Source organism: Arcobacter sp. AHV-9/2010 (assembly GCF_004116575.1).
GTDB lineage: Bacteria > Campylobacterota > Campylobacteria > Campylobacterales > Arcobacteraceae > Aliarcobacter > Aliarcobacter skirrowii.
In genome coordinates, this window is the sequence record NZ_PDKH01000005.1 from 1 (window position 1) to 20,075 (window position 20,075).

Annotated in this window: 20 protein-coding genes; 13 read left to right on the forward strand and 7 right to left on the reverse strand. The window is 28.0% G+C overall.

The window, feature by feature from the left end; translation table 11 throughout:
* Positions 1 to 338: 338 nt before the first annotated feature.
* From CRU94_RS07835 to CRU94_RS07850, 4 genes are read left to right on the forward strand one after another with little or no spacing between them, the layout of a single operon-like run.
* The gene (locus tag CRU94_RS07835) at positions 339 to 1,715 is read left to right on the forward strand and encodes a phosphomannomutase/phosphoglucomutase (protein WP_129106230.1); all 1,377 of its coding nucleotides are present in this window, start codon (positions 339 to 341) and stop codon (positions 1,713 to 1,715) included.
* 2 nt (positions 1,716 to 1,717) lie between these two features.
* Positions 1,718 to 2,587 (forward strand): UTP--glucose-1-phosphate uridylyltransferase GalU, encoded by an 870-nt coding sequence (gene galU / locus CRU94_RS07840; protein ID WP_129106231.1) that lies wholly within the window; start codon positions 1,718 to 1,720, stop codon positions 2,585 to 2,587.
* Positions 2,577 to 3,809: a glucose-6-phosphate isomerase gene (locus CRU94_RS07845; RefSeq protein ID WP_129106232.1), complete on the forward strand. Its 1,233-nt coding sequence runs from the start codon at positions 2,577 to 2,579 to the stop codon at positions 3,807 to 3,809. The genes galU and CRU94_RS07845 overlap by 11 nt, the downstream gene beginning before the upstream one ends.
* Complete coding sequence (locus CRU94_RS07850) at positions 3,810 to 4,727, forward strand: AEC family transporter (RefSeq protein WP_129106233.1); 918 nt, start codon at positions 3,810 to 3,812, stop codon at positions 4,725 to 4,727.
* On the opposite strand, the gene CRU94_RS07855 is transcribed toward CRU94_RS07850, so the two are convergent.
* Positions 4,714 to 5,403 (reverse strand): response regulator transcription factor, encoded by a 690-nt coding sequence (locus CRU94_RS07855; RefSeq protein WP_129106234.1) that lies wholly within the window; start codon positions 5,401 to 5,403, stop codon positions 4,714 to 4,716. The genes CRU94_RS07850 and CRU94_RS07855 overlap by 14 nt on opposite strands.
* Before the next feature lie 67 nt (positions 5,404 to 5,470).
* Here CRU94_RS07855 and CRU94_RS07860 point away from each other — a divergent pair, with 67 nt between their 5' ends.
* Positions 5,471 to 6,949: a cache domain-containing protein gene (locus CRU94_RS07860; protein ID WP_129106235.1), complete on the forward strand. Its 1,479-nt coding sequence runs from the start codon at positions 5,471 to 5,473 to the stop codon at positions 6,947 to 6,949.
* A gap of 35 nt (positions 6,950 to 6,984) precedes the next feature.
* Here CRU94_RS07860 and CRU94_RS07865 read toward each other — a convergent pair whose 3' ends face one another.
* The 4 genes from CRU94_RS07865 to CRU94_RS07880 form a co-directional block, all read right to left on the reverse strand.
* Positions 6,985 to 8,268: a TRAP transporter large permease gene (locus CRU94_RS07865; protein WP_129106236.1), complete on the reverse strand. Its 1,284-nt coding sequence runs from the start codon at positions 8,266 to 8,268 to the stop codon at positions 6,985 to 6,987.
* Positions 8,268 to 8,816 carry a TRAP transporter small permease gene (locus CRU94_RS07870; protein ID WP_129106237.1) on the reverse strand — a complete coding sequence of 183 codons (549 nt, stop codon included), beginning with the start codon at positions 8,814 to 8,816 and terminating at the stop codon, positions 8,268 to 8,270. The genes CRU94_RS07865 and CRU94_RS07870 overlap by 1 nt, the downstream gene beginning before the upstream one ends.
* 13 nt (positions 8,817 to 8,829) lie before the next feature.
* The gene (locus tag CRU94_RS07875) at positions 8,830 to 9,822 is read right to left on the reverse strand and encodes a DctP family TRAP transporter solute-binding subunit (RefSeq protein ID WP_129106238.1); all 993 of its coding nucleotides are present in this window, start codon (positions 9,820 to 9,822) and stop codon (positions 8,830 to 8,832) included.
* 272 nt (positions 9,823 to 10,094) lie between these two features.
* Positions 10,095 to 10,808 carry a sulfite exporter TauE/SafE family protein gene (locus tag CRU94_RS07880; RefSeq protein WP_129106239.1) on the reverse strand — a complete coding sequence of 238 codons (714 nt, stop codon included), beginning with the start codon at positions 10,806 to 10,808 and terminating at the stop codon, positions 10,095 to 10,097.
* Positions 10,809 to 10,902: 94 nt separating this feature from the next.
* Here CRU94_RS07880 and CRU94_RS07885 point away from each other — a divergent pair, with 94 nt between their 5' ends.
* From CRU94_RS07885 to CRU94_RS07895, 3 genes are all read left to right on the forward strand, one after another.
* The gene (locus tag CRU94_RS07885; RefSeq protein ID WP_129106240.1) at positions 10,903 to 11,148 is read left to right on the forward strand and encodes a hypothetical protein; all 246 of its coding nucleotides are present in this window, start codon (positions 10,903 to 10,905) and stop codon (positions 11,146 to 11,148) included.
* On the forward strand, positions 11,148 to 11,936 hold the full coding sequence (locus CRU94_RS07890) for an exodeoxyribonuclease III (RefSeq protein WP_129106241.1): 789 nt from the start codon (positions 11,148 to 11,150) through the stop codon (positions 11,934 to 11,936). The genes CRU94_RS07885 and CRU94_RS07890 overlap by 1 nt, the downstream gene beginning before the upstream one ends.
* A gap of 121 nt (positions 11,937 to 12,057) precedes the next feature.
* Positions 12,058 to 12,333, forward strand: a complete 276-nt coding sequence (locus CRU94_RS07895; protein ID WP_129106242.1) for an HU family DNA-binding protein — start codon at positions 12,058 to 12,060, stop codon at positions 12,331 to 12,333.
* Positions 12,334 to 12,388: 55 nt separating this feature from the next.
* Here the strand turns inward: CRU94_RS07895 and CRU94_RS07900 are convergent, their stop codons facing one another.
* Together CRU94_RS07900 and CRU94_RS07905 are read right to left on the reverse strand one after the other, a co-directional pair.
* Positions 12,389 to 13,612 (reverse strand): MFS transporter, encoded by a 1,224-nt coding sequence (locus CRU94_RS07900; RefSeq protein WP_129106243.1) that lies wholly within the window; start codon positions 13,610 to 13,612, stop codon positions 12,389 to 12,391.
* 15 nt (positions 13,613 to 13,627) lie between these two features.
* Positions 13,628 to 15,673 (reverse strand): BCCT family transporter, encoded by a 2,046-nt coding sequence (locus tag CRU94_RS07905; protein ID WP_129106244.1) that lies wholly within the window; start codon positions 15,671 to 15,673, stop codon positions 13,628 to 13,630.
* 479 nt (positions 15,674 to 16,152) lie between these two features.
* On the opposite strand from CRU94_RS07905, the gene CRU94_RS07910 reads away from it, so the two are divergent.
* The 5 genes from CRU94_RS07910 (at position 16,153) to CRU94_RS07930 (ending at position 20,075) form a co-directional block, all read left to right on the forward strand.
* Positions 16,153 to 18,003 carry a hypothetical protein gene (locus CRU94_RS07910; protein ID WP_129106245.1) on the forward strand — a complete coding sequence of 617 codons (1,851 nt, stop codon included), beginning with the start codon at positions 16,153 to 16,155 and terminating at the stop codon, positions 18,001 to 18,003.
* A 4-nt stretch (positions 18,004 to 18,007) separates the two neighbouring features.
* The gene (locus tag CRU94_RS07915) at positions 18,008 to 18,466 is read left to right on the forward strand and encodes a hypothetical protein (protein ID WP_129106246.1); all 459 of its coding nucleotides are present in this window, start codon (positions 18,008 to 18,010) and stop codon (positions 18,464 to 18,466) included.
* 692 nt (positions 18,467 to 19,158) lie between these two features.
* Positions 19,159 to 19,368, forward strand: coding sequence for a helix-turn-helix transcriptional regulator (locus tag CRU94_RS07920; RefSeq protein WP_129106247.1), 210 nt, complete (start codon positions 19,159 to 19,161; stop codon positions 19,366 to 19,368).
* 50 nt (positions 19,369 to 19,418) lie between these two features.
* A complete protein-coding gene (locus tag CRU94_RS07925; protein WP_129106248.1) occupies positions 19,419 to 19,712 on the forward strand; it encodes a type II toxin-antitoxin system HigB family toxin in 294 nt (97 codons plus the stop codon).
* A complete protein-coding gene (locus tag CRU94_RS07930; RefSeq protein WP_129106249.1) occupies positions 19,713 to 20,075 on the forward strand; it encodes a helix-turn-helix domain-containing protein in 363 nt (120 codons plus the stop codon).

A 20,075-nucleotide genomic window follows, 5' to 3' on the forward strand; every position in this document is an offset into this window, starting at 1 on the left:
ATAGACAAGTTATAATTTTACTTATACTTGTTTCTTCATAATATTTTTTTAACATTTCTCATATTCAGTTTATAAAGATTACATTCTTCTTAAACCGTCTAATCATACTTTTAAAGATCTTAATTTTAAACCGTACTGGTCAAATTGGACGGGAATTATAATAGGAAAATTTTACTTTGTCAAGAGGTTTACGCTTAAATTTTGCTTAAATTTGGAAAATTATCTAAAATCGTAAAAAACTACTACTTTTTAACTCTATTTGTTAATTTTAATTAATACTATTTTTGATACAATCTTAGCTTTAAATAAATTAAATAATGGGGAGCCGTATATACATAATGAGTAAGTCTATATTTAGAGAGTATGATATTAGAGGAATATTTCAAAAAGAGTTAAATGAAGATATTGTAAAGAAAATTGGATTTTATTTGGCAAAAGCTTTAATAAAAAGAGTTCCTAGTGCTGTTTACATGGCTGTTGGTTATGATGCAAGACTTCACTCACCAATTTTAAAAAATTGGTTAAGCTCAGGAATAAATAAAGCTGGATTAAAAGTTTTAGATATGGGATTAGTTCCAACTCCTGTAAACTACTTTGCAAACTTTAATGAAATTGATGGTTTTAAATCTGATGGCTCAGTTATGATAACAGGCTCACACAATCCTCCTGAATATAATGGTTTTAAAATTACATTAAATAAAGATCCATTTTTTGGTGAAGATATTTATGCTTTAGGAAGAGATATTCTTGCTGATAACTCAACTATTCCTAATAATGAAGAAACAATAAAAATAGATTGTAAAAATAGATATATTGATTATATAGTTAATCACTTCTCTCATTTAAAACTAACAAATAAAGAGTTTGTATTTGATTGCGGAAATGGTGTTGCTGGTGTTGTATTGGGTGAAATTTTAACAAAATTAAATATAAAACACAAAATTCTTTTTGAAGAACCAGATGGAAATTTCCCAAATCATCATCCAGACCCAAGTGATGAACACACTTTAGAAGATATTAAAAAAGAGTTATCATCTAAAAAATTTAATTTTGGATTCGCTTATGATGGAGATGCAGATAGAATTGCATTATTATCTCCAAAATATAACTTCAAAGGAGATATTTTAGCAATATTCTTCTCTAGACATATAAAAAATCCAACAGTTATTGGTGAAGTTAAATGTTCGCAAGTTATGTATGACACTATAAACTCTTATGGTAAAGCTATCATGTATAAAACGGGGCACTCAAATTTAAAAGTAAAAATCAAAGAGACAAATGCTGATTTTGCGGCTGAAGTTTCTGGGCATCTATTTTTTAACGATAGATATTTTGGATACGATGATGCTATTTATGCAACATTTAGAGCTTTAGAATTAATAGATGCTGGTTTTGATTTTGATGCTGAGTATGAAGCCTTACCACAAGTATACTCAACACCTGAAATAAATATAACAGTAACTGAAGAGACAAAATTCAAAATTATTGAGGATTTAAAAAAAGCTTTACAAAATCCACCTTCAAATTTCCCAAAAATCAAAGATATCATAGATGTTGATGGTGTGAGAGTTATTTTTGACAAGGGTTGGGGATTAGTTCGAGCTAGTAACACTACTCCAAAATTAGTAACAAGATTTGAAGCCAATACAAAAGAGAATGCAAAAATATATGAAGATGCATTAATAGAACTATTTAATATAATAAAAGGAAACTAATTATGAATACTACAAATAACCCAATAAAAAAATGTCTATTTCCAGCAGCTGGTTATGGAACAAGATTTTTACCAGCAACAAAAGCAACACCAAAAGAGATGTTACCGATTTTAACTAAACCATTAATTCAATATGGAGTTGAAGAGGCACTTGCTGCTGGAATTGAGAATATGGCAATTGTAACAGGACGAGGGAAAAGAGCAATTGAAGATCACTTTGATATTTCATATGAACTTGAGCATCAAATAAAAGGAACTAGCAAAGAGCACTATTTAACAGAGATTAGAGATGTTATTACAAAATGTACTTTCTCATACACTAGACAAATAGAGATGAAGGGATTAGGTCATGCTATTTTATCTGGTGAAAATCTAATTGGAAATCAACCATTTGCTGTTTTATTAGCAGATGATTTATGTGATGCACCAAATGATGGAGTTTTATCTCAAATGGTTGAACTATATAAAAAATATACTTGCTCAATTGTCGCTATTGAAGAGATTCCAAAAGAGGATACAAATAAATATGGAGTTATTGCTGGAAATGAGATAGAACCAGGAATTTTTATGGTAAAAGATATGGTTGAAAAACCTGAACCAGAAGTTGCTCCTTCAAACTTAGCAATTATTGGAAGATATATTTTAACTCCTGATATTTTTGACATTATTAGAGATACAAAACCAGGAAAAGGTGGAGAGATTCAAATTACAGATGCACTTTTAACTCAAGCTAAAAAAGGAATGGTTTTAGCATATAAATTTAAAGGTCAAAGATTTGATTGTGGAAGTATTGATGGATTTGTAAAAGCTACAAACTATTTTTATGATAAATCTAATAAAGAAGATAAAAAGAGAAAAAAAGATGAAAAATAGCCTCTATTATCCAAAAGTTTCACTAAGTGATGAAGATATTTTTTCAGAGATAAAAAAGGAGAGAGAGACTATTGGTTACTACGCTTTACCTCATGCAGATACTTCAAGTTTAAAATCAAGACTAAATAATCTTGATTTTAAACAAAAAAATATTGCAATTATTGGAATTGGTGGAAGTACATTAGGAACATATGCAATATATAACTTCTTAAAATATAATAAACAGAAAAATCAAACTTTAAAAAAGGATATTTACTTTTTTGAAAGTACTGATCCTGTAAATCTTAATGGAACTATTTGCGAATTTGATTTAAATGATACACTTTTTATTGTTATCTCAAAATCTGGAACTACAATTGAGACAATATCAATTTTTAAATATTTAAGTTCTCTTGTTAAAATGGATAAATCAAATCTTTTAATAATTACTGAAAATGATAGCAAGTTAAATAGTTTTGCACAACACAATAGTCTTGAAACTTTTGAAATTCCAAAAAATGTTGGTGGAAGATTCTCTGTTTTATCAAATGTTGGATTAGTACCTTTATATTTAGCTGGATTTGATATTGATGAGATTTTAAATGGAGCAAAAAAAATATCTACATCATTTTTTGAACAAAATGAGCTTTATAATCATCTAATAAAAAAAGCAAGAACTTACTATGAATACAAAGATGTTTACAATATAAATGCAGTTTTTTCATACTCACAACTTCTTGAAGGTTTTAATAAGTGGTATATTCAACTTTGGGGAGAGAGTCTTGGAAAAATCGATGCAAACAATACAAATCAAGGATTAACTCCAATTGGACTTTTAGGTCCTGTTGATCAACACTCATTTTTACAACTAATTGTTGAGGGAAAAAGAGATAAAACTGTAACATTTATCAAAATAAAAGATTTTAAAGATGATACAAAAATATCTCCTACAAATTTAAAAGCTCTTGAAGAGTTAGATTATATAAATAATATTGATTTTAAAGAGTTAATAAATCTTCAAGCTGATGCAACAATTGCTTCTGTTAAAGAGTACCAAAAAGATATTCCTATTGATTTAATAGAGATTGAAGAGATAAGTGAGTTTGAAATAGGAAAACTACTATTTTACTATGAACTTTTAACTTCACTTGTTGGAAAATTTTTAAGAATAAATACTTATGACCAACCAGGAGTTGAGGGTGGTAAGATTATTTTAAAAGAGATGTTAAAAAGTAAAAAATAGATGGAACAGATATTTTCAAGTTTAATACCAATATTCTCTTTAATAGTAATTGGTTACCTATTTAAAAAGATAAGTTTCCCATCAAATGAGTTTTGGCCAATGGCTGATAGATTAACTTATTATGTTTTAATGCCTGCTCTTTTGATAATTACTTTATCTAAAGCAAAACTTGATTCAAGTGATATAAATCTTATTCTTGTATCTATTCTTGCAATATTTTTAACAATGATTTTATTAATGATATTTAATAAACTAAGTCCTACTCAAAATAGCTCTTTTACATCAATTGTTCAAGGTGGAATTAGATTTAATACATATGTTTTTTTAGCTTTAAGTGCCTCTATTTTTGGTGATAGTGGTTTAGCTATGGCTGCTGTTATTATAACTTTTGCTATTCCTATTTTAAATATATTTTGTATAACTATTTTTGCTTTATATTCACAAAATAGTAAAATTAATTTTTTATATCTTTTAAACTCTATTTTAAGAAATCCATTAATTATAGCTTGTCTTATTGGTTCTTTGATAAATTTTTCAAATATAAATATACCAATAAGTATAGAAAAATTGCTTCAAATCTTAAGTAGTGCAGCACTTCCATTAGGGCTTTTATCAATTGGTTATACCCTAGTTTTAAAAGAGATAAAAAGCTCAAAAAAAGATTTAACTATTAGTACAATTGCTAAATTTTTGATTCTTCCTGCAACTATCTATCTATTTGCAAAGATTTTCAATCTTGATAATAGTATGATCTCTATTTTGGTTCTTTTTTCAATTATGCCAACAGCTCCAAGCTCTTTTATTCTTGCTAGGCAACTAAATGGTAATTTACCTTTAATGACCTCTATAATAACTGTACAAACTCTACTCTCTGTTATATTGTTAACTATTTTTGTAAACTATTTTATATATTTTTAATCTCATAATAGTATCCAACTCCTTGAATATTTTTTAGAAAATCTGATGGGAGTTTTTTTCGTAAATTTTTTATAAAAAGTCTCATTGCATTTTGTGACATAATAGAGTCTTCATCGCAAATATTATCATGTAACTCTTCATAACTAATCACCCTATTTTGAGATAACAAAAACTTTAAAAAATTTGACTCTTTTTTTGTTAGGATAAACTCTTCATTCTCATTTGAAATTGTTGATTTACTACTATTAAAAACCCAGTTTTTATTTAAATAGTATAAACTCTCATTTTTATAAGAGTTTAAAAATAGCTCTAAAGCCTCTTCTAGCTTATCTATTGTAATTGGTTTTACAATATATTTTACCAAAAATAGCTCAGTTGCTTCTAATAAGTAGTTAATATTTGTGTATGCAGATGTTATTATAACTCTCGTTTTTGTATCATTTTCTCTAATTTTTTTTATAAAATCTATTCCTGTTTCACTCTGCATTCTAATATCTGTAATTATTAAATCTGGTTTTTTTTCAAGATATATCTCATAAGCATCTTTTGTATTATCTGAAGTAAAAACTTCTTTAAAATAGTGCTTTAATATCTCTTTAATATTGTTTTGAATACCTAAATCATCTTCAACATACAAAACATTATACGAGCTTAGTTTATTTAAATTATTATTCATATTTTTAAAAATCCATATTAGTAAAGATATGTTATTATAACAAAGCATTCATAAATGAGGAACTTTTTTGAACTATAATATCGAGAAAAATCTATTAAAAACAATAATTTTAAGTTTTATTGCAACTATTTCGGCTTTGGTTTTTGCTATTTCAGCATTTTATGTAAAAAATACTCAAGATAATTTTGAACTTGATATGCAAAAATATGTAAATGTTTACTATAGCGATGTTAAAGATATGTTGAAAAATAAGATTAATATAGTTATTGACATTTTAGAGCATAATGAAAAAGTATTAAATTTAAACAAAGATGAACTTAAAAAATTTAATGCAAATTTTTTAAACAATATAACTTTTGAAAAAAATAAAAGTAACTATATATTTGTTTATGAAGTTGTTAATTTTGATGGTGGTGATGATTTTGCAATAATGCTTGTAAATCCAAATAGACCAGATTTAGCAGGAAGTTTAATATCTACAAATGATATTGATACACATGGTAAAAAATTTCGTGAAGAGTTTTTAGATAATATAAAAAAACATGGAGAATCATTTACAAAATATTCATATAAAAAACCAGATTCAAATGAGGCTCAATATAAACTCTCTTATTTTAAATATTATGAGAAATTAAACTGGATAATTGCTGTTGGAGTATATATTGATGATATTGAAAAAGAGCTTGTAAAACAGAAAAATGAGTTAGAAAATAAGATAGAAAAACAGATATTTCAAAATGTTTTACTATTTATTATGTTTCTTATGATTGCAATTTTATTCTCAATAACAATTTCAAATAAGATATATAATATTTTAAAAATATATAAAAATAAAGTTATAGAAAATGAAAAAGAGTTAAAACTTCTAAATAAATCTCTTGAAGAGATGATGTCAAATATAGCTCATCAATGGAGACAACCCCTTTCAGAACTATCTTCAATTTTAATGCTTATAAAATTAAAATATGACAAAAATAGTTTGGATAAGGAAACTATGGAAAAAAAATCAAAAGAAGCAAATATGGTTTTAGAGTATATGTCTAATACTATTGATGATTTTAGAGGCTTTTTTTCAACAACAAAAGAAAAAGAGGAGTTTTTTCTAAATGAGTTATTAAACAATGTAATATCAATTAATTCAAATGTTTTAAAAATGAATAATATAGATATAAAAATAGATATTGATAAAGATATTAAATTAAATAGTTTTTTAAATGAGTATCAACAAGTAGTTTTAAATATATTAAAAAATTCAAAAGATGCATTAATAGAGAGAGATATAAAAAAACCCACTATAAAAATAGAAGCTTTTGAAGATGAAAAAAGTGTTACATTAACCATAGAAGACAATGCTAGAGGTATTGATGTAAAGCCTTTAAACAAAATTTTTGAAGCATACTTTTCTACAAAAAATCAAAATAAAGGAACTGGAATTGGTCTTTATATGTCTAAAATGATTGTAGAGAAGAGTTTAAAAGGTGAAATAAGAGTGGAAAATATAGATAAAGGTGTAAGGTTTTCTATAACTATTGCTAAAAATATTTAAAAAAAGTAAGAGTAAAACTCTTACTTTAAAATATTTTAATATCCATACATTAAGTTTGGAAGCCAAAGAGATATTGCTGGAATATATGTTATTAACATTAATCCAAAAAGTAAAACTAAAGTCATAGGTAAAGATGCTTTAATAACTTGCCCCATACTAAGTCCCGTAATTCCACTTGCAACAAATAGGTTTAATCCAACAGGAGGGGTTAACATTCCTATTTCCATATTTACAACCATAATAACCCCAAGATGAATTGGATCAACTCCAAGAGCAATACCAATTGGAAGTAATAGTGGAACTGTAATCATAACAACAGAACTAGGCTCCATAAATTGTCCCATTATTAAAAGTAAAATATTTACAATTAATAGGAACATTAAAGGACTAACATTTGCTTCTAAAATCCATTGAGTAATTTGTTGTGGAATTTGCTCATCTGTTAAGAAGTGTGCAAAAATCATAGCATTTGCAATAATAAAGAAAATCATTGATGTTGTTTGTGCTGAATCTAATAAAATTTTATATAGATCTTTAATTTTTAAATCTTTATATATAAAATAAGATACAAAAAATGCATACATAACACTAACAGCACCAGCTTCAGTTGGAGTAAATATTCCTCCATAGATTCCACCAATTACAACAAATATGATTAATAAAGCCCAAAATGCGTCTTTAAAAGCAATTAATTGCTCTTTGAAACTTGCCATTTTAGAAGCTTTGAAACCACTTCTTTTAGCTAGAAGATATGTCATTAACATCATCATTCCACCAATCATTATACCAGGAATTACTCCAGCCATAAATAGTTTTCCAATTGACTCATCAGCACTAACACCATAAACAATAAATACAACTGAAGGTGGAATTAAAATTCCTAGTGTTCCAGAAGTTGTAATAGTACCAATTGCAAATTGCTCATTGTATCCAGCTTGTTTAATTGCTCCATACATAACAGAACCAATAGCTGCAACTGTTGCTGGAGAGCTTCCACTAATAGCAGCAAAAATAACAGATGCCAAAATTGCGGCAATTGGAAGTCCTCCTGGAAGATGTCCAACTAAACTTTTAGCAAAATCAATAATTCTTCTAGCAGCACTTCCTCTTGCAAGTAGTGAACCAGCTAAAATAAACATAGGAATTGCCATAAGAGTATACTTATTTAATCCATCAAATACTTTTGATGTAATTCCCATTAAATCCATATCTGTAAAGAAGAAAGTAGATGCTAATGTACTAGCTCCTAATGCAACAGCAACAGGAACTCCAACTAACATTAAACCAAATAGTAAAATAAAAAGAGTTGCAATAACCATTATTTCTTTTCTCCTTTAATCTCTTCTAAAATAGCTTCATGTTCACTAAATAATTTAATCTTATTTGCATCTGTTCTAAATAACTCAACCAATTTCTCAGCAACTCTATAAGCAGCAAGAATAAAAGCTATTGGAAGAACTAAATGTGGAATCCACATTGGAATATTTAAATCAACACTCATTTCACCAAAATCCATAAGCATTAATACTAACTCATATCCAAAATAAGATAATAAACCTAAATATAAAATTGATAAAATATTTGCAAATATTAAAAATGATTTCATAAACACTGGAGACATTCTCTCTATCAAAATAGTTATAGAGATATGCGCTCCGTGCTTAAATCCATAAGCTGCTCCAAAAAGAGCAGACCAAATAAATAGATAGTTTGTAAGCTCACCCGCCCAAGGAAGGCTCATATCAAAGGCGTATCTAAGTACTACATTAATAAAAGCCACAATCACACCTAATAGCAGTCCGTAGACTGCCATAGTTTGATTTATTGTGCCTACAACTACATCAATAACATCAAAGAATTTTTTCATATTAAAAATTTACCTACTTTGTTTCTATAGTTTGTTTGATTAGATCTTCCCCAATCACTTTATAAAATTGTGGATATACAGTTGACATAACTCTTCTCCAATTAGCAACTTGTTCATCATTTAACTCATAAATTTCAAGTTTTCCAGAATCTTTAGCATATTTTCTTAATGCATCAATAATTTTTGCATCTTCTATAGCTGTCTCTCTTCTTTCTAACTCAGTTGCTTCTTTCATAGCAGTTTTTACATGCTCTTGTAAATCTTTTGGTAATTTATTAAAGAATTGTTGATTCATAACAACTAAATATCCTAAATAACCGTGACTACTTAAAGTTACACTTGATTGAACTTCATGGAATTTTTTTGTATATAGGTTTGATAGTGGATTTTCTGTTGCATCAACAACACCTTGTTGAAGTGCTGAATAAACCTCAGAGAATGGTAAAATTTGTGGATTTCCACCAACTGCTTTAAATTGTGCTTCTAAAACTTTTGAACTTTGAATTCTAAATTTTAAACCTTTTGCATCTTCTGGATTAACAATAGCTTGTTTGCTACTTGAGAAGTGTTTAAATCCAGCATCCCAGTAATCAAATGCAAGCATCTGTTTTTTTGCATCGATAAATGATTTTAACTTAGCACCAACTTCTCCATCCATAACTGCATAAAGGTGTGCTTTATCTCTAAAAATAAATGGTAAATCAAATAGTTGCATTTGTGGTGCAATACTTGTAAACTTTGAAAGACTTGGCATAATTACTTGAACATTATTCATAACTAATGCTTTCATCTCTTCACCATCACCATAAAGTTGAGAGTTAGGGAAAACTTGAACATCAATTCTTCCATTTGATAACTCTTCAATTCTTTTTTCTAAATAGTCAGATGCTATACCTTTTGGTGTACTTGAACTAACCACATGGCTAATTTTCATAACATACTCTGCAGCCATTGCAGATGTCGCTAATAATGAAGCAGTAACTACTCCTAAAATAGCTCTTTTCATGAGTTTCTCCTTAAAATTTGTTTTTAGGAAAAGATTATAACAGAAAATTATGTAGCTATTATGTAAAAAAGTCATATTTAAAAGAAATTATTAAAATTAGCTTAAATACAGATTAATAAAAAAAACTAACTATTTAAATTAACCTAATTTTGATTACTTTTCACACTCTTTATTTAAAAAAAGTACAAGAAAAAATGAAGCAAATAAAACTGAAGCTCTTTTTAGATTGGCTATTTTTTTTGCTATATAAAAAAACATAGCATAAGCTAAAGTTACATAAATACAAAAATAATTAATTTTATTGCTAAAACAGTCAAAAGTGTTTTTAAAACTATTGTAAATCTTTTTCCATCAATTTTATCTCTAAGTTTTGTTCCAACATAACTTCCTAATATTGCTCCTATAATCATAGATATAATAATAGTTATATAATCAAAAAATACAAATCCAAAATATGCAAAAACAACAATTTTTAAAAAATGAGTAATACTCATTAAGAGTGCACCAGTTGCTACAACTTTATCTTTTTCTTTAAAATCTTTTAATAAAAGTGTCATTGTAAGTGGTCCTGTTGCTCCAACTACCATAGAAAGTCCTGTTTGAAAAAAACCTGCAATATAGTAGTTTTCATACTTTTTAATCTTTTCATTAAATTTTTGACTCCAAAGTGAAAGCAAAATATAAACTCCTATAAAAAGTGGCACATAATCAAGACTAATCATTGTTAATATACCAGCAAAAAGAGCTATTCCTAAAATTGAACCAATTAAAAATTTTGGAACAACACTAAACTCTATATCTTTATATCCAAAATAGGCTCGACTTAAATTACTTGAAACTTGAGTAAGACCATGAACAGGAATAAGTGCATTTATAGGCAAAAATGATGGCAAAATTGCTATTAACATCATTCCACCACCAATTCCAACAATTGCAGCAACAACTGATGTAAAAAAAGTAACAAATCCTAAAAATATCTCTATCATATTTATCCTATTTAAAAAATAGTGTAAATTATCAAATAATGCCTTTATTATTGAAATCTAGTTATAATTTTTTCTTTAAAAAAAGGATTTTTATATGAAAATATTACTAATAGTTACTACAATATTTGCAAATTTTTTATTTGCTAATTATGATTATAGAGGTAAAAATAGTGGAAAAATAGATATGCACGGTGGAAAAGGTGAAAATCTTATAAATGAACAAAATAGCCTTCAAAATAAAGATTTAAACAAAATAGGAATTATAAAACCAACGCTACCAAAAGCACCACAAAAATTGATAAATGAAGATAAAAAAGAGAATAAGGATGGACTTAAATAGTGAAAAAAAGATATAAATTTATTTCATGGAATGTAAATGGAGTAAGAGCTGTTGATAAAAAAGAGGCTTTAAAATGGGTTGATGAGCATGATATTCATATTCTTGGACTTCAAGAGACAAAATCTATGAAAAATCAAATTCCAAAAACAATATTTAATAAAGAGTTTAAATTTTTAACAGCTAGTGAATCTGCAATTAAAGGAAGAAGTGGAACTGCCCTATTTTCAGATATTGATATATCTTTTGAGTGTAATTGTCCAACAGTAGATGTTTTAAATGAAGGAAGAATAAACGAGGTTCATTTTAAACTAAAAGATAAAGATATAGCTTTTTTTAATGTATATTTTCCAAATGGACAAAGCTCTCAAGATAGACTTGATTATAAAATGGAGTTTTATGATAGATTTTTAACTCATTGTGAAAATTTAAAAAAAGATGGAAAATCAATAATTGTTTGTGGAGATGTAAACACAGCTCATACAGAAATTGATATTGCAAGACCAAAAGCAAACGAAAACACAAGTGGTTTTTTAAAGATGGAGAGAGATTGGATTAGTAAATTTTTAGAGCATGGATATATTGATACTTTTAGATTAGTAAATGGTGAAAAAAAAGATAAATACTCTTGGTGGAGTTATAGAGCAAATGCTAGAGAAAATAATGTTGGATGGAGAATTGACTACTTTTATGTAAGTTCTGATTTAAAAGATTTTGTAAAAGATGCCTATATTTTAGATAATATTTTTGGAAGTGATCACTGCCCTATTGGGCTTGAAATAGAGTTTTAGATACAAAAGTTTACTATTTGTATCTAAATTATAGAAAAATTGTATAAATATTTTCAATTAGTTAAAAAAATATCAAATATTTTGGATACAATAAAATCTAATTTTAACACGGAGAGTATAAATGAACAAAACAGAATTTATTGATGCAGTTGCAGCAAAAGCTGGATTATCTAAAAAAGATTCAAAAAGTGCAGTTGATGCAGTATTAGAAACTATAACAGAAGCTTTAGTTAAAAAAGATTCAGTTGCATTTGTTGGATTTGGAACATTCTCAACTGCTTCAAGAGCTGCTAGAGTTGCAAAAGTTCCAGGAACAGATAAAACTGTAAATGTACCTGCAACAACTGTTGCTAAATTTAAAGTTGGAAAAGCTTTAAAAGAAGCAGTTGCAAAATAGTTTTAGCTATTTATAAAAGGGAGTCATCAAATGATGACTCCCTTTTTTTATGCTTTTAATCTTGTCTTGGATCTAGTTGCGCAACAACAGGACCTGATGTAACAGGGAAATTTACAAAAACACTCATATCATCATCGGCAACTCTTTTTTTAGATAAAGAGTATACTCCTAAAAAAAATCCAATTGTTAGATATATAAAAAATATGGTTTCATAGTTTAAAAATGTAAATATAATACCTAAAATAATTGGAGCCATAAAACTTCCAGCACCATAAGCAAAAAGTAAAGCACGACTAATCTCCACCATATCTTTATTTTCATCTAAAACATCATTTGCTCTTGCAAGACTAAGTGGATAAATAGCAAATATAGTCACTCCTAAAAGTAGCGCCAAAATATAGTAGTAACTATATAATTCAGGAACTATTATAAAAAGAAGAGAGACAAAAGCTGTAAAAAATCCGCAAAAAGCGATTAATTTTCTTCTTCCATATTTATCTGATAACTTTCCAATAGGCCACTGAGAAATTAATCCACCAATCAAAGTTAATGACATAAATATTGATAAAATAGTTGTTGAATCAAATTTATGCAGTATAGTCAAAGGTAGCATTGTAAAAAAGCTTCCAACAAAAAAACCGCCCATAAAACTTCCTGTAAGTGCCAAAGGAACTATAGAGTATAGTTTTGGAAAACTATACTGTTCAAAAGGTTTTAAAATTGGCTCTTTTATCTTTGTCATAGCAATAGTAATTAAAGAAAAAAGTACAAGCACAGAACCAACAGTAAATACAAAAAATTCAGAATCTTTTGGAATAGTTAAAAATAGTTGTCCTAAAGCAGTTGAAAGATAGAAGATTATTGTATAAATAGCCAAAATCTGACCTCTTTGAGAGTTTGAACTCTTTTCGTTTAACCAACTTTCAACAATTATTAAAAGGGCATAAAATGAAAAACCAGAAATAAGCCTTAAAAATCCCCAAAAAAATTCATTTAAATATACAGAGTGAAGTAAAAAAGCAATTACCATTAAAGCAGCAAAAGATGCAAAACTTCTAATATGTCCAATAGTTGAGATTATTTTTTGGCTAAAAATTGATGATCCAATCGCTCCTAAAAAAAATGCTGAATTTATTAAACCTATTGAAAAACTAGATACTCCAGCTTGTTTTAAATAAACACCTATATAAGTTATCATAATTCCATAACCTATTGCTAAAAATGTGATACTTAAAAAAAGTGATGATATTGGTAAGATATAACTTTTTAAGTTTTTCATATAAATTCTTCCTTTTTATTTATTTATTTTTGAATCATTTAATAACTCATCATGTTCACTCATATCCCACGGTAAAGTTCCTGGTGATGTGTGAACAAATCTTAAGTATTTTTCAAATTGAGTTATTATGTCATTTATTATTGTATTCTCATCATAACCATATAAATCATAGTATAAACCGCCTCTTTTTAGAAAAACTTCTGCATTATAATAATATTTTTGATTTTTTTGATCTATATTTTGTTCTACAAAATCAGGAAGCTCATACTCTCTTAATCTAACCTCATATGTAAACTTAATATCATCATTTTTGAATATAACAATAATAGCTCTTATATACTCCTCATCATATTCAATTTTACAACTCCAATCTTTGTTTTCAAGCTCTTTTTCAACCTCTTTCATACTTTTATAGACATTATTTTTTATAAAATCAACAACTAAATCTTTTGTTGGAAAATTTATAAGTGTATTTAGTTTTTCTCTCCAATCACTTTGTCTCTCATCTGAATACATACTTAAACTTATGCTATGATTTAAACTTGCTACTCTGTGACTCTCTATTACCAAAGCCCTCCAAACTCCAATAGCTGCTATTAACATAATAATTGCAAAAGGCAAAGCACTTGTAATTGATGCGGTTTGCAAAGCACCCAATCCTCCAGCTAAAAGTAGAACAGATGCTATAACTCCTTGAATTACAACCCAAAAAACTCTTTGCCAAATTGGAGTGTATGTTGCCCCTCCAGATGCTAGTGAATCAACAACTAAAGATCCTGAATCAGCTGAAGTTACAAAAAAAGTGATGATTAAAATTACAGTTATAAAAGATACTATTTGAGTAAATGGTAATCTTTCATAAAGTTTAAAAAGTGCTATTGCTTTATCAGTTTGAACCTCTTTTATAAGCTCTTCATATCCTTGAACCATAACCATATGTAAAGCTGTATCTCCAAATACACTAAACCATAAAAATGTAAACAAAGTTGGAACCAACATAACACCAACTACAAACTGTCTAATAGTTCTACCACGACTAATTTTTGCAATAAATAATCCAACAAATGGAGCCCAAGCAATTGTCCAACCAAAGATAAATAGAGTCCAATTACCCATCCAATCACTTGAAGTATAAGCTTGAAGACTAAAAGTTCTCTCCACAATATTACTTAAATAACTTCCAGTATTCTCTAAAAAAGTCTCAAGAATAAATATTGTAGGACCTGCAATAAATACAAATGTCATTAAAACTACAGCAATAAAGATATTTATAATAGATAATCTTTTAATCCCTTTATCCATTCCAGCAACTACAGAGATTAATGCAATTGATGTAATAAGTGCAATAATAGTGATTTGAACAGTAATACTAACATCAATTGAAGGCCATAAATAGTTAAGTCCAGCATTTATTTGCGCAACTGAAAGCCCTAATGTTGTTGCAATTCCAAAAACTGTTCCTAAAATTGCAAAAGTATCAACAATATGTCCAGGCGCTCCATAGATTTTATCACCAATTAAAGGATAAAGAGTAGATCTCATAGATAGAGGCAATCCGTGTCTAAAAGCAAAATATGCTAAAGCCAAACCTGTAAGTCCATATATTCCCCAAATATGAAAACCCCAGTGAAAATAAGATATTTGCATAGCCTGTTTTGCTGCATCAACTGTTAAAGCCGCACCTTGAGGTGGTGTTGAGTAGTGAAGAATTGGTTCGGCAACACCAAAAAAAAGTAAAGCTATTCCATAACCAGCAGAAAAAAGCATAGCAAACCAAGAGCTAAAACTATATTCAGGCTCGGAATGGTCTGGTCCTAATTTAATTTTTCCCCAAGGAGATATAGCAACTCCAACAACAAAGATTAAAAATAGTGCAACACAAAGCATATAAAACCAACCAAAATCTTCTGTAATATATGCTAATACATCTGCAAAAATATCTCCTGCTAATTTTGGATTACTAATTGTTCCTATAACCATAAGTGATATTACAATAACTGCTGGAATAAAAACAGGAATTAGTATAGTTGAATTTGATTTTTTGAGCTTTTCAAATGACATATTAAAATCCTTTTCTTTTTAATATAGTCAAAAGTAGCTTAAATGAAAAAATTGTTTATTAGATTTTAAATAATTTAAATGGTGCGGATGGCAGAACTTGAACCCGCACAAGCGTAGCTTACCACCACCTCAAGAATACAAGTTAATTTTTAATAAGAAAATTATGATGAAATGAGTGTTTATCTAAATGAGATAAAAAATGTTGCTTAATGTTACAAAGCTAATTGGAATTAATATTTATAAATATTTGTCTTGACTTTTAGTGGCATTATTATTCCTTTAGAAACTTTGGTTAAAAGTATTTAAAAGCTAAAGATTTTTTCTGCCCATAATTCAAAAGCTCTATCAGGAATAAAATAAACTCCATCCTCTTTATCAATATACTCTTTTGCAAAAAGTTGAGTTAAAGCAGAATAGCTTCAGATAAGGAAGCATTATCAGCTTTAGTTGCAAGTTCAGTTGATCAAAGTTTAAAACAGTTGAGTGCAGGTAAAGGATTAATAGATTCATTAGCTTATGATAAGAATGGTAATTTATTATCAGGCTCAAGAGAAGCTAATTTACTAGAGCAAGGTTATGCAAAAGCAAACGAATGGGGAGAAAGGTCATCTATAGCACAAACTAAAGGTAGTATGAAGGCTTATGGAAATGATGTTGATAAAATGGCACAAGCCATTGAAGATGATAGTTTAACAAAAGCTCATGGGCAAATGTCAGGTATGAACAAAGCAAGAAAAGAAGGATTGATAAATGAAGATGGTAGTTTAAGTGATACAGGAAAAGAAGCTTTTGCATTACAGTCAAATGAAGCTATTAGTGCTTTAGTTGGAAAAGAGAATATTGGGAAAAATATTGATAAGGCTATGGAGGATATTTACAATCAAGCTTTTACTGAAGGTATGGCTAAGTATAATAATATAGATAAAGCTAAAGAGCATGCAGAGAGTAGAATTGCTCCATTTATGAAAGATGATAAGGTTAATTATAATTCTGATGGAAGTGTAAATACAGATAATGCTTTAACAGGTATAGATTTTTGGAACAAAAACGCTGAATTAAAAGCAGGAAGCTTTAGTGGTTCAAATTCAATTATGCTAGGAGGAGGTTCGATTTTCTCTGGAGGATTAGGACAAGATGGAGAAGTAACTGGAACAGTAAATAGAGGATTGGCTTCTAAAACAGACAATTCTGCAAAGGTTGATTCTAGTAGCAGCAAAAAAACTGGGGAATACTTAGAAACTGGTTCAGACATGAAAGCTGCTAAAGTAGTTGCTGAAATGTTGCTAAATAAAGAAAAGGGTGAAGGAAATTGGACAGAAGAAGACCTTATAAAGAAACAAGAAAGCATTAAAAACAATGCCGATTTATCTAATTACTTAAGATCAAAAGGGATAGACTTAGGTGTTGCTACTACTGCTGAACTTACTAAATATATGGCAAACTTTTTTGGTATAGGTAACGATGATAGTATAAATGAAGCAATAACTACTGGATTAGTTGGTGCAGGTCTTGGAATTACAGGTTATGCTGGTATTAAGAAATTGGTTGGTAATTCTAAAGATAAAGCTTTATTTAAAGATTCTTTTAATAAGGTTGATGCCACTATGCAAAATCCAAAGAGCAACCCAAATAATGCCGCCCAACATCAAGCTAGTCAAAATAGTTCCCATAACAGTCCTCCTAATAAATTTATTCCTGATGGTTTTGGTAGAATGAAACCAAATCCTGAATATGAATTATATCAAAAAAGTGCAGAAAAGTCAAACAAAATGGCTAAATATGGTACTGGGAGTCTTGTTGGAATGGGTATGTATGCTTATGATTCTTGGGCTCAAGGAAAAAGTGTAGGAGAAGTTTTTTCTGATATGAAAAATGTATTATCAAATAAATATAACGAGTATGGTAATGCTTATGATGTAGGAACTTCATTGTTTGTTGGTGATGATGCACAAAGAAAAATAAATGCAACTTCTAATCCTTTTAAAGCAGTAGGATATACAGTAATGGGTATGGCAAATACAGCAGTTGATGGAGCTTATGCGATTAGTGCTGTAGCTGCAAACACTATTAATGGACTCTCTGGGAATGGAGATTTTAAACAAAACTATCAAAACTCAATGCAAAATCAAACATATAACTCAGGACTGTTTAATGCAGTATATGGTTCTAATATTAACTCTAATGTCTTTGCAAATAATGCTCAACAAACAATTTCATATAATACAGGAGAGCAAACAGCTTATTTAAGAGATGTACTATCTGGACAAGAAGAGAATCAAGAAAAAATGGATAGGTTTGTTGAACATTTGAATAATACAACTAAGAGGTAATAATATGCAAAATCTAAGTGATATACAAAAGAGATATTTTGAAAGAGCAAAACAAGAAATAGGCGAAGAAAAAGCTTTAGAAGTTTTAAATGATTGGGATAATAGAGTAGCCCAATCAATATCCATAATGGAAATGGAAGATGGCATTAAAGAAACATATGAGCAAATAATCAATAGCAATAAAAAAAACTTAGTTGAAATATATATTGGTGGAGATTATTTCAACAATAAAGATAGCTATTTCTCTAGCTCTAAAGATGGTTTTTTACAATTAGAAAATATTGCTAGTAAAGAAGTATTTAAAACTCTTATTCCTTATGAAGATTTTAAAGAGTATGCAAGAGCAAATATAAATAGTTTAGCAGAGATATTAGCTTATATTCATACAAGTGACATAGAACTTATGAGTAGGATTACTAAAAGCATTAGTATTGATCAATTAGAACATATTGTGTTTGAATAGAAAAGAGATAGTATCAGGGGAGTGACTAATTCCCCCTTTTATTAATACTTTAGTAACACTTTGTAGCGAATACCAAGAGTATTAAAAGTAATACTATCAATTTGAACTGCATTAAAAACTCCTTTCATTAAGAATTCCCAATTCCCTAGAGTTACACTCTTGCTAACCACCCAGCAAAAAAAAAGGTAAAGCCGTTAAGCTCTACCTTTTATACTTCTTAACTAGTGAGTAGTCATCTCACAAGAGAAATTTTAATGCTTTTTTGTTCAAATCGTTATAATTATACAAAAATTAAAAATCTATGTCAATATAAGAACTACTTTTTGATCTTCACTTCATCAATAAGTTTACCATGCAAATCTTTTGCAACATCAATAGCTATTTGTATAGTTTTAACACCTTCATTTAATGCAGTCTAGCTCTTTAATAGCTTCTTTTAACTCTTTCTTTTTCATACTATATACTCCCATCTTTTATAACAATTTGCAATTTTAGAAATATCTGCAAAAGTATTTGCAGTCATAATCCTACTTTTCCCATTTACTCCATAAACTTTTATTTTCATTTTCAACCTCTTAGATATTAAATTTATGCAATATTACAACAAATAGATAATATTGTCAATAATAAATACAACATTAAGATAAAAAATAATAGAATTATGCAACAAATAGATAAATAAAAGACAATATATGACTAAACAAGAATTAACTAAAAAACTAGAAAGTATCAATTTGAGCAAAAAAGATTTTGCAGAACTATCAAATATCTCATATAACACAATAAATAATTGGCACGATGAAAATAGACCAGTTCCACCTTGGGTTGAATCTTGGCTTGAAAATTACATAGGTAAAAAGAAATTTGAGAATATAAAAGAGATATTGAAAGATGAGATATAAAAAATAGCTATATTAAGTTCCTTATAAAGGAACAAAAGGTAAAATTTTAAATGAACATAATAAGTAAAAGAACATTAGTGCAATTCTATGAAAAACATCCTCAAGCTAAAACACCTTTAGAAGTTTGGCATCAAGATGCAAAAAAATCAGAATGGAAAACTCCTGATGATATTAAAAGAGTTTATTCAAGTGCCTCTTTTTTAGAAGATAATAGAGTTGTTTTTAATATCAAAGGTAATGATTATAGACTAGTTGTTCATATTGATTATTTAAGAAAAATTGTAAGAGTTAAATTTATTGGTACTCACAGTGAGTATGATAAGATAAATGTAAAGGATTTATAAATGCAATTAAAAATTTTAAAAACTGAAAAAGATTATGATAAAGCTTTGAAAAGAATTGATGAACTAATGGAACTTAATCCAAAAATTGGAACTAAAGAGAGTGATGAACTTGAAATTTTAGTTTTATTAGTTGAAAAATATGAAGAGTTAAATTGGAATATTGATACTCCAGATCCTATTGAAGCTATAAAACATAGAATGGAAGAGATGAATTTAAAACAAAAAGACTTAATACCTTATATTGGAAATAAAAGTAAAGTATCAGAACTTTTAAATAGAAAAATATCTCTATCTTTAACTATGGTTAGAAATTTATCTCAAGCTTTACATATTCCTGTAGAAACTTTGGTTAAAAGTATTTAA

Bases quoted from the DNA above. Each gene is read 5' to 3' on its own strand.
- CRU94_RS07835 (WP_129106230.1), top strand. From the start codon at position 339: ATGAGTAAGTCTATATTTAGAGAGTATGATATTAGAGGAATATTTCAA.
- galU (WP_129106231.1), top strand. From the start codon at position 1,718: ATGAATACTACAAATAACCCAATAAAAAAATGTCTATTTCCAGCAGCT.
- CRU94_RS07845 (WP_129106232.1), top strand. From the start codon at position 2,577: ATGAAAAATAGCCTCTATTATCCAAAAGTTTCACTAAGTGATGAAGAT.
- CRU94_RS07850 (WP_129106233.1), top strand. From the start codon at position 3,810: ATGGAACAGATATTTTCAAGTTTAATACCAATATTCTCTTTAATAGTA.
- CRU94_RS07855 (WP_129106234.1), bottom strand. From the start codon at position 5,403: ATGAATAATAATTTAAATAAACTAAGCTCGTATAATGTTTTGTATGTT.
- CRU94_RS07865 (WP_129106236.1), bottom strand. From the start codon at position 8,268: ATGGTTATTGCAACTCTTTTTATTTTACTATTTGGTTTAATGTTAGTT.
- CRU94_RS07870 (WP_129106237.1), bottom strand. From the start codon at position 8,816: ATGAAAAAATTCTTTGATGTTATTGATGTAGTTGTAGGCACAATAAAT.
- CRU94_RS07875 (WP_129106238.1), bottom strand. From the start codon at position 9,822: ATGAAAAGAGCTATTTTAGGAGTAGTTACTGCTTCATTATTAGCGACA.
- CRU94_RS07880 (WP_129106239.1), bottom strand. From the start codon at position 10,808: ATGATAGAGATATTTTTAGGATTTGTTACTTTTTTTACATCAGTTGTT.
- CRU94_RS07885 (WP_129106240.1), top strand. From the start codon at position 10,903: ATGAAAATATTACTAATAGTTACTACAATATTTGCAAATTTTTTATTT.
- CRU94_RS07895 (WP_129106242.1), top strand. From the start codon at position 12,058: ATGAACAAAACAGAATTTATTGATGCAGTTGCAGCAAAAGCTGGATTA.
- CRU94_RS07900 (WP_129106243.1), bottom strand. From the start codon at position 13,612: ATGAAAAACTTAAAAAGTTATATCTTACCAATATCATCACTTTTTTTA.
- CRU94_RS07905 (WP_129106244.1), bottom strand. From the start codon at position 15,673: ATGTCATTTGAAAAGCTCAAAAAATCAAATTCAACTATACTAATTCCT.
- CRU94_RS07915 (WP_129106246.1), top strand. From the start codon at position 18,008: ATGCAAAATCTAAGTGATATACAAAAGAGATATTTTGAAAGAGCAAAA.
- CRU94_RS07920 (WP_129106247.1), top strand. From the start codon at position 19,159: ATGACTAAACAAGAATTAACTAAAAAACTAGAAAGTATCAATTTGAGC.
- CRU94_RS07925 (WP_129106248.1), top strand. From the start codon at position 19,419: ATGAACATAATAAGTAAAAGAACATTAGTGCAATTCTATGAAAAACAT.
- CRU94_RS07930 (WP_129106249.1), top strand. From the start codon at position 19,713: ATGCAATTAAAAATTTTAAAAACTGAAAAAGATTATGATAAAGCTTTG.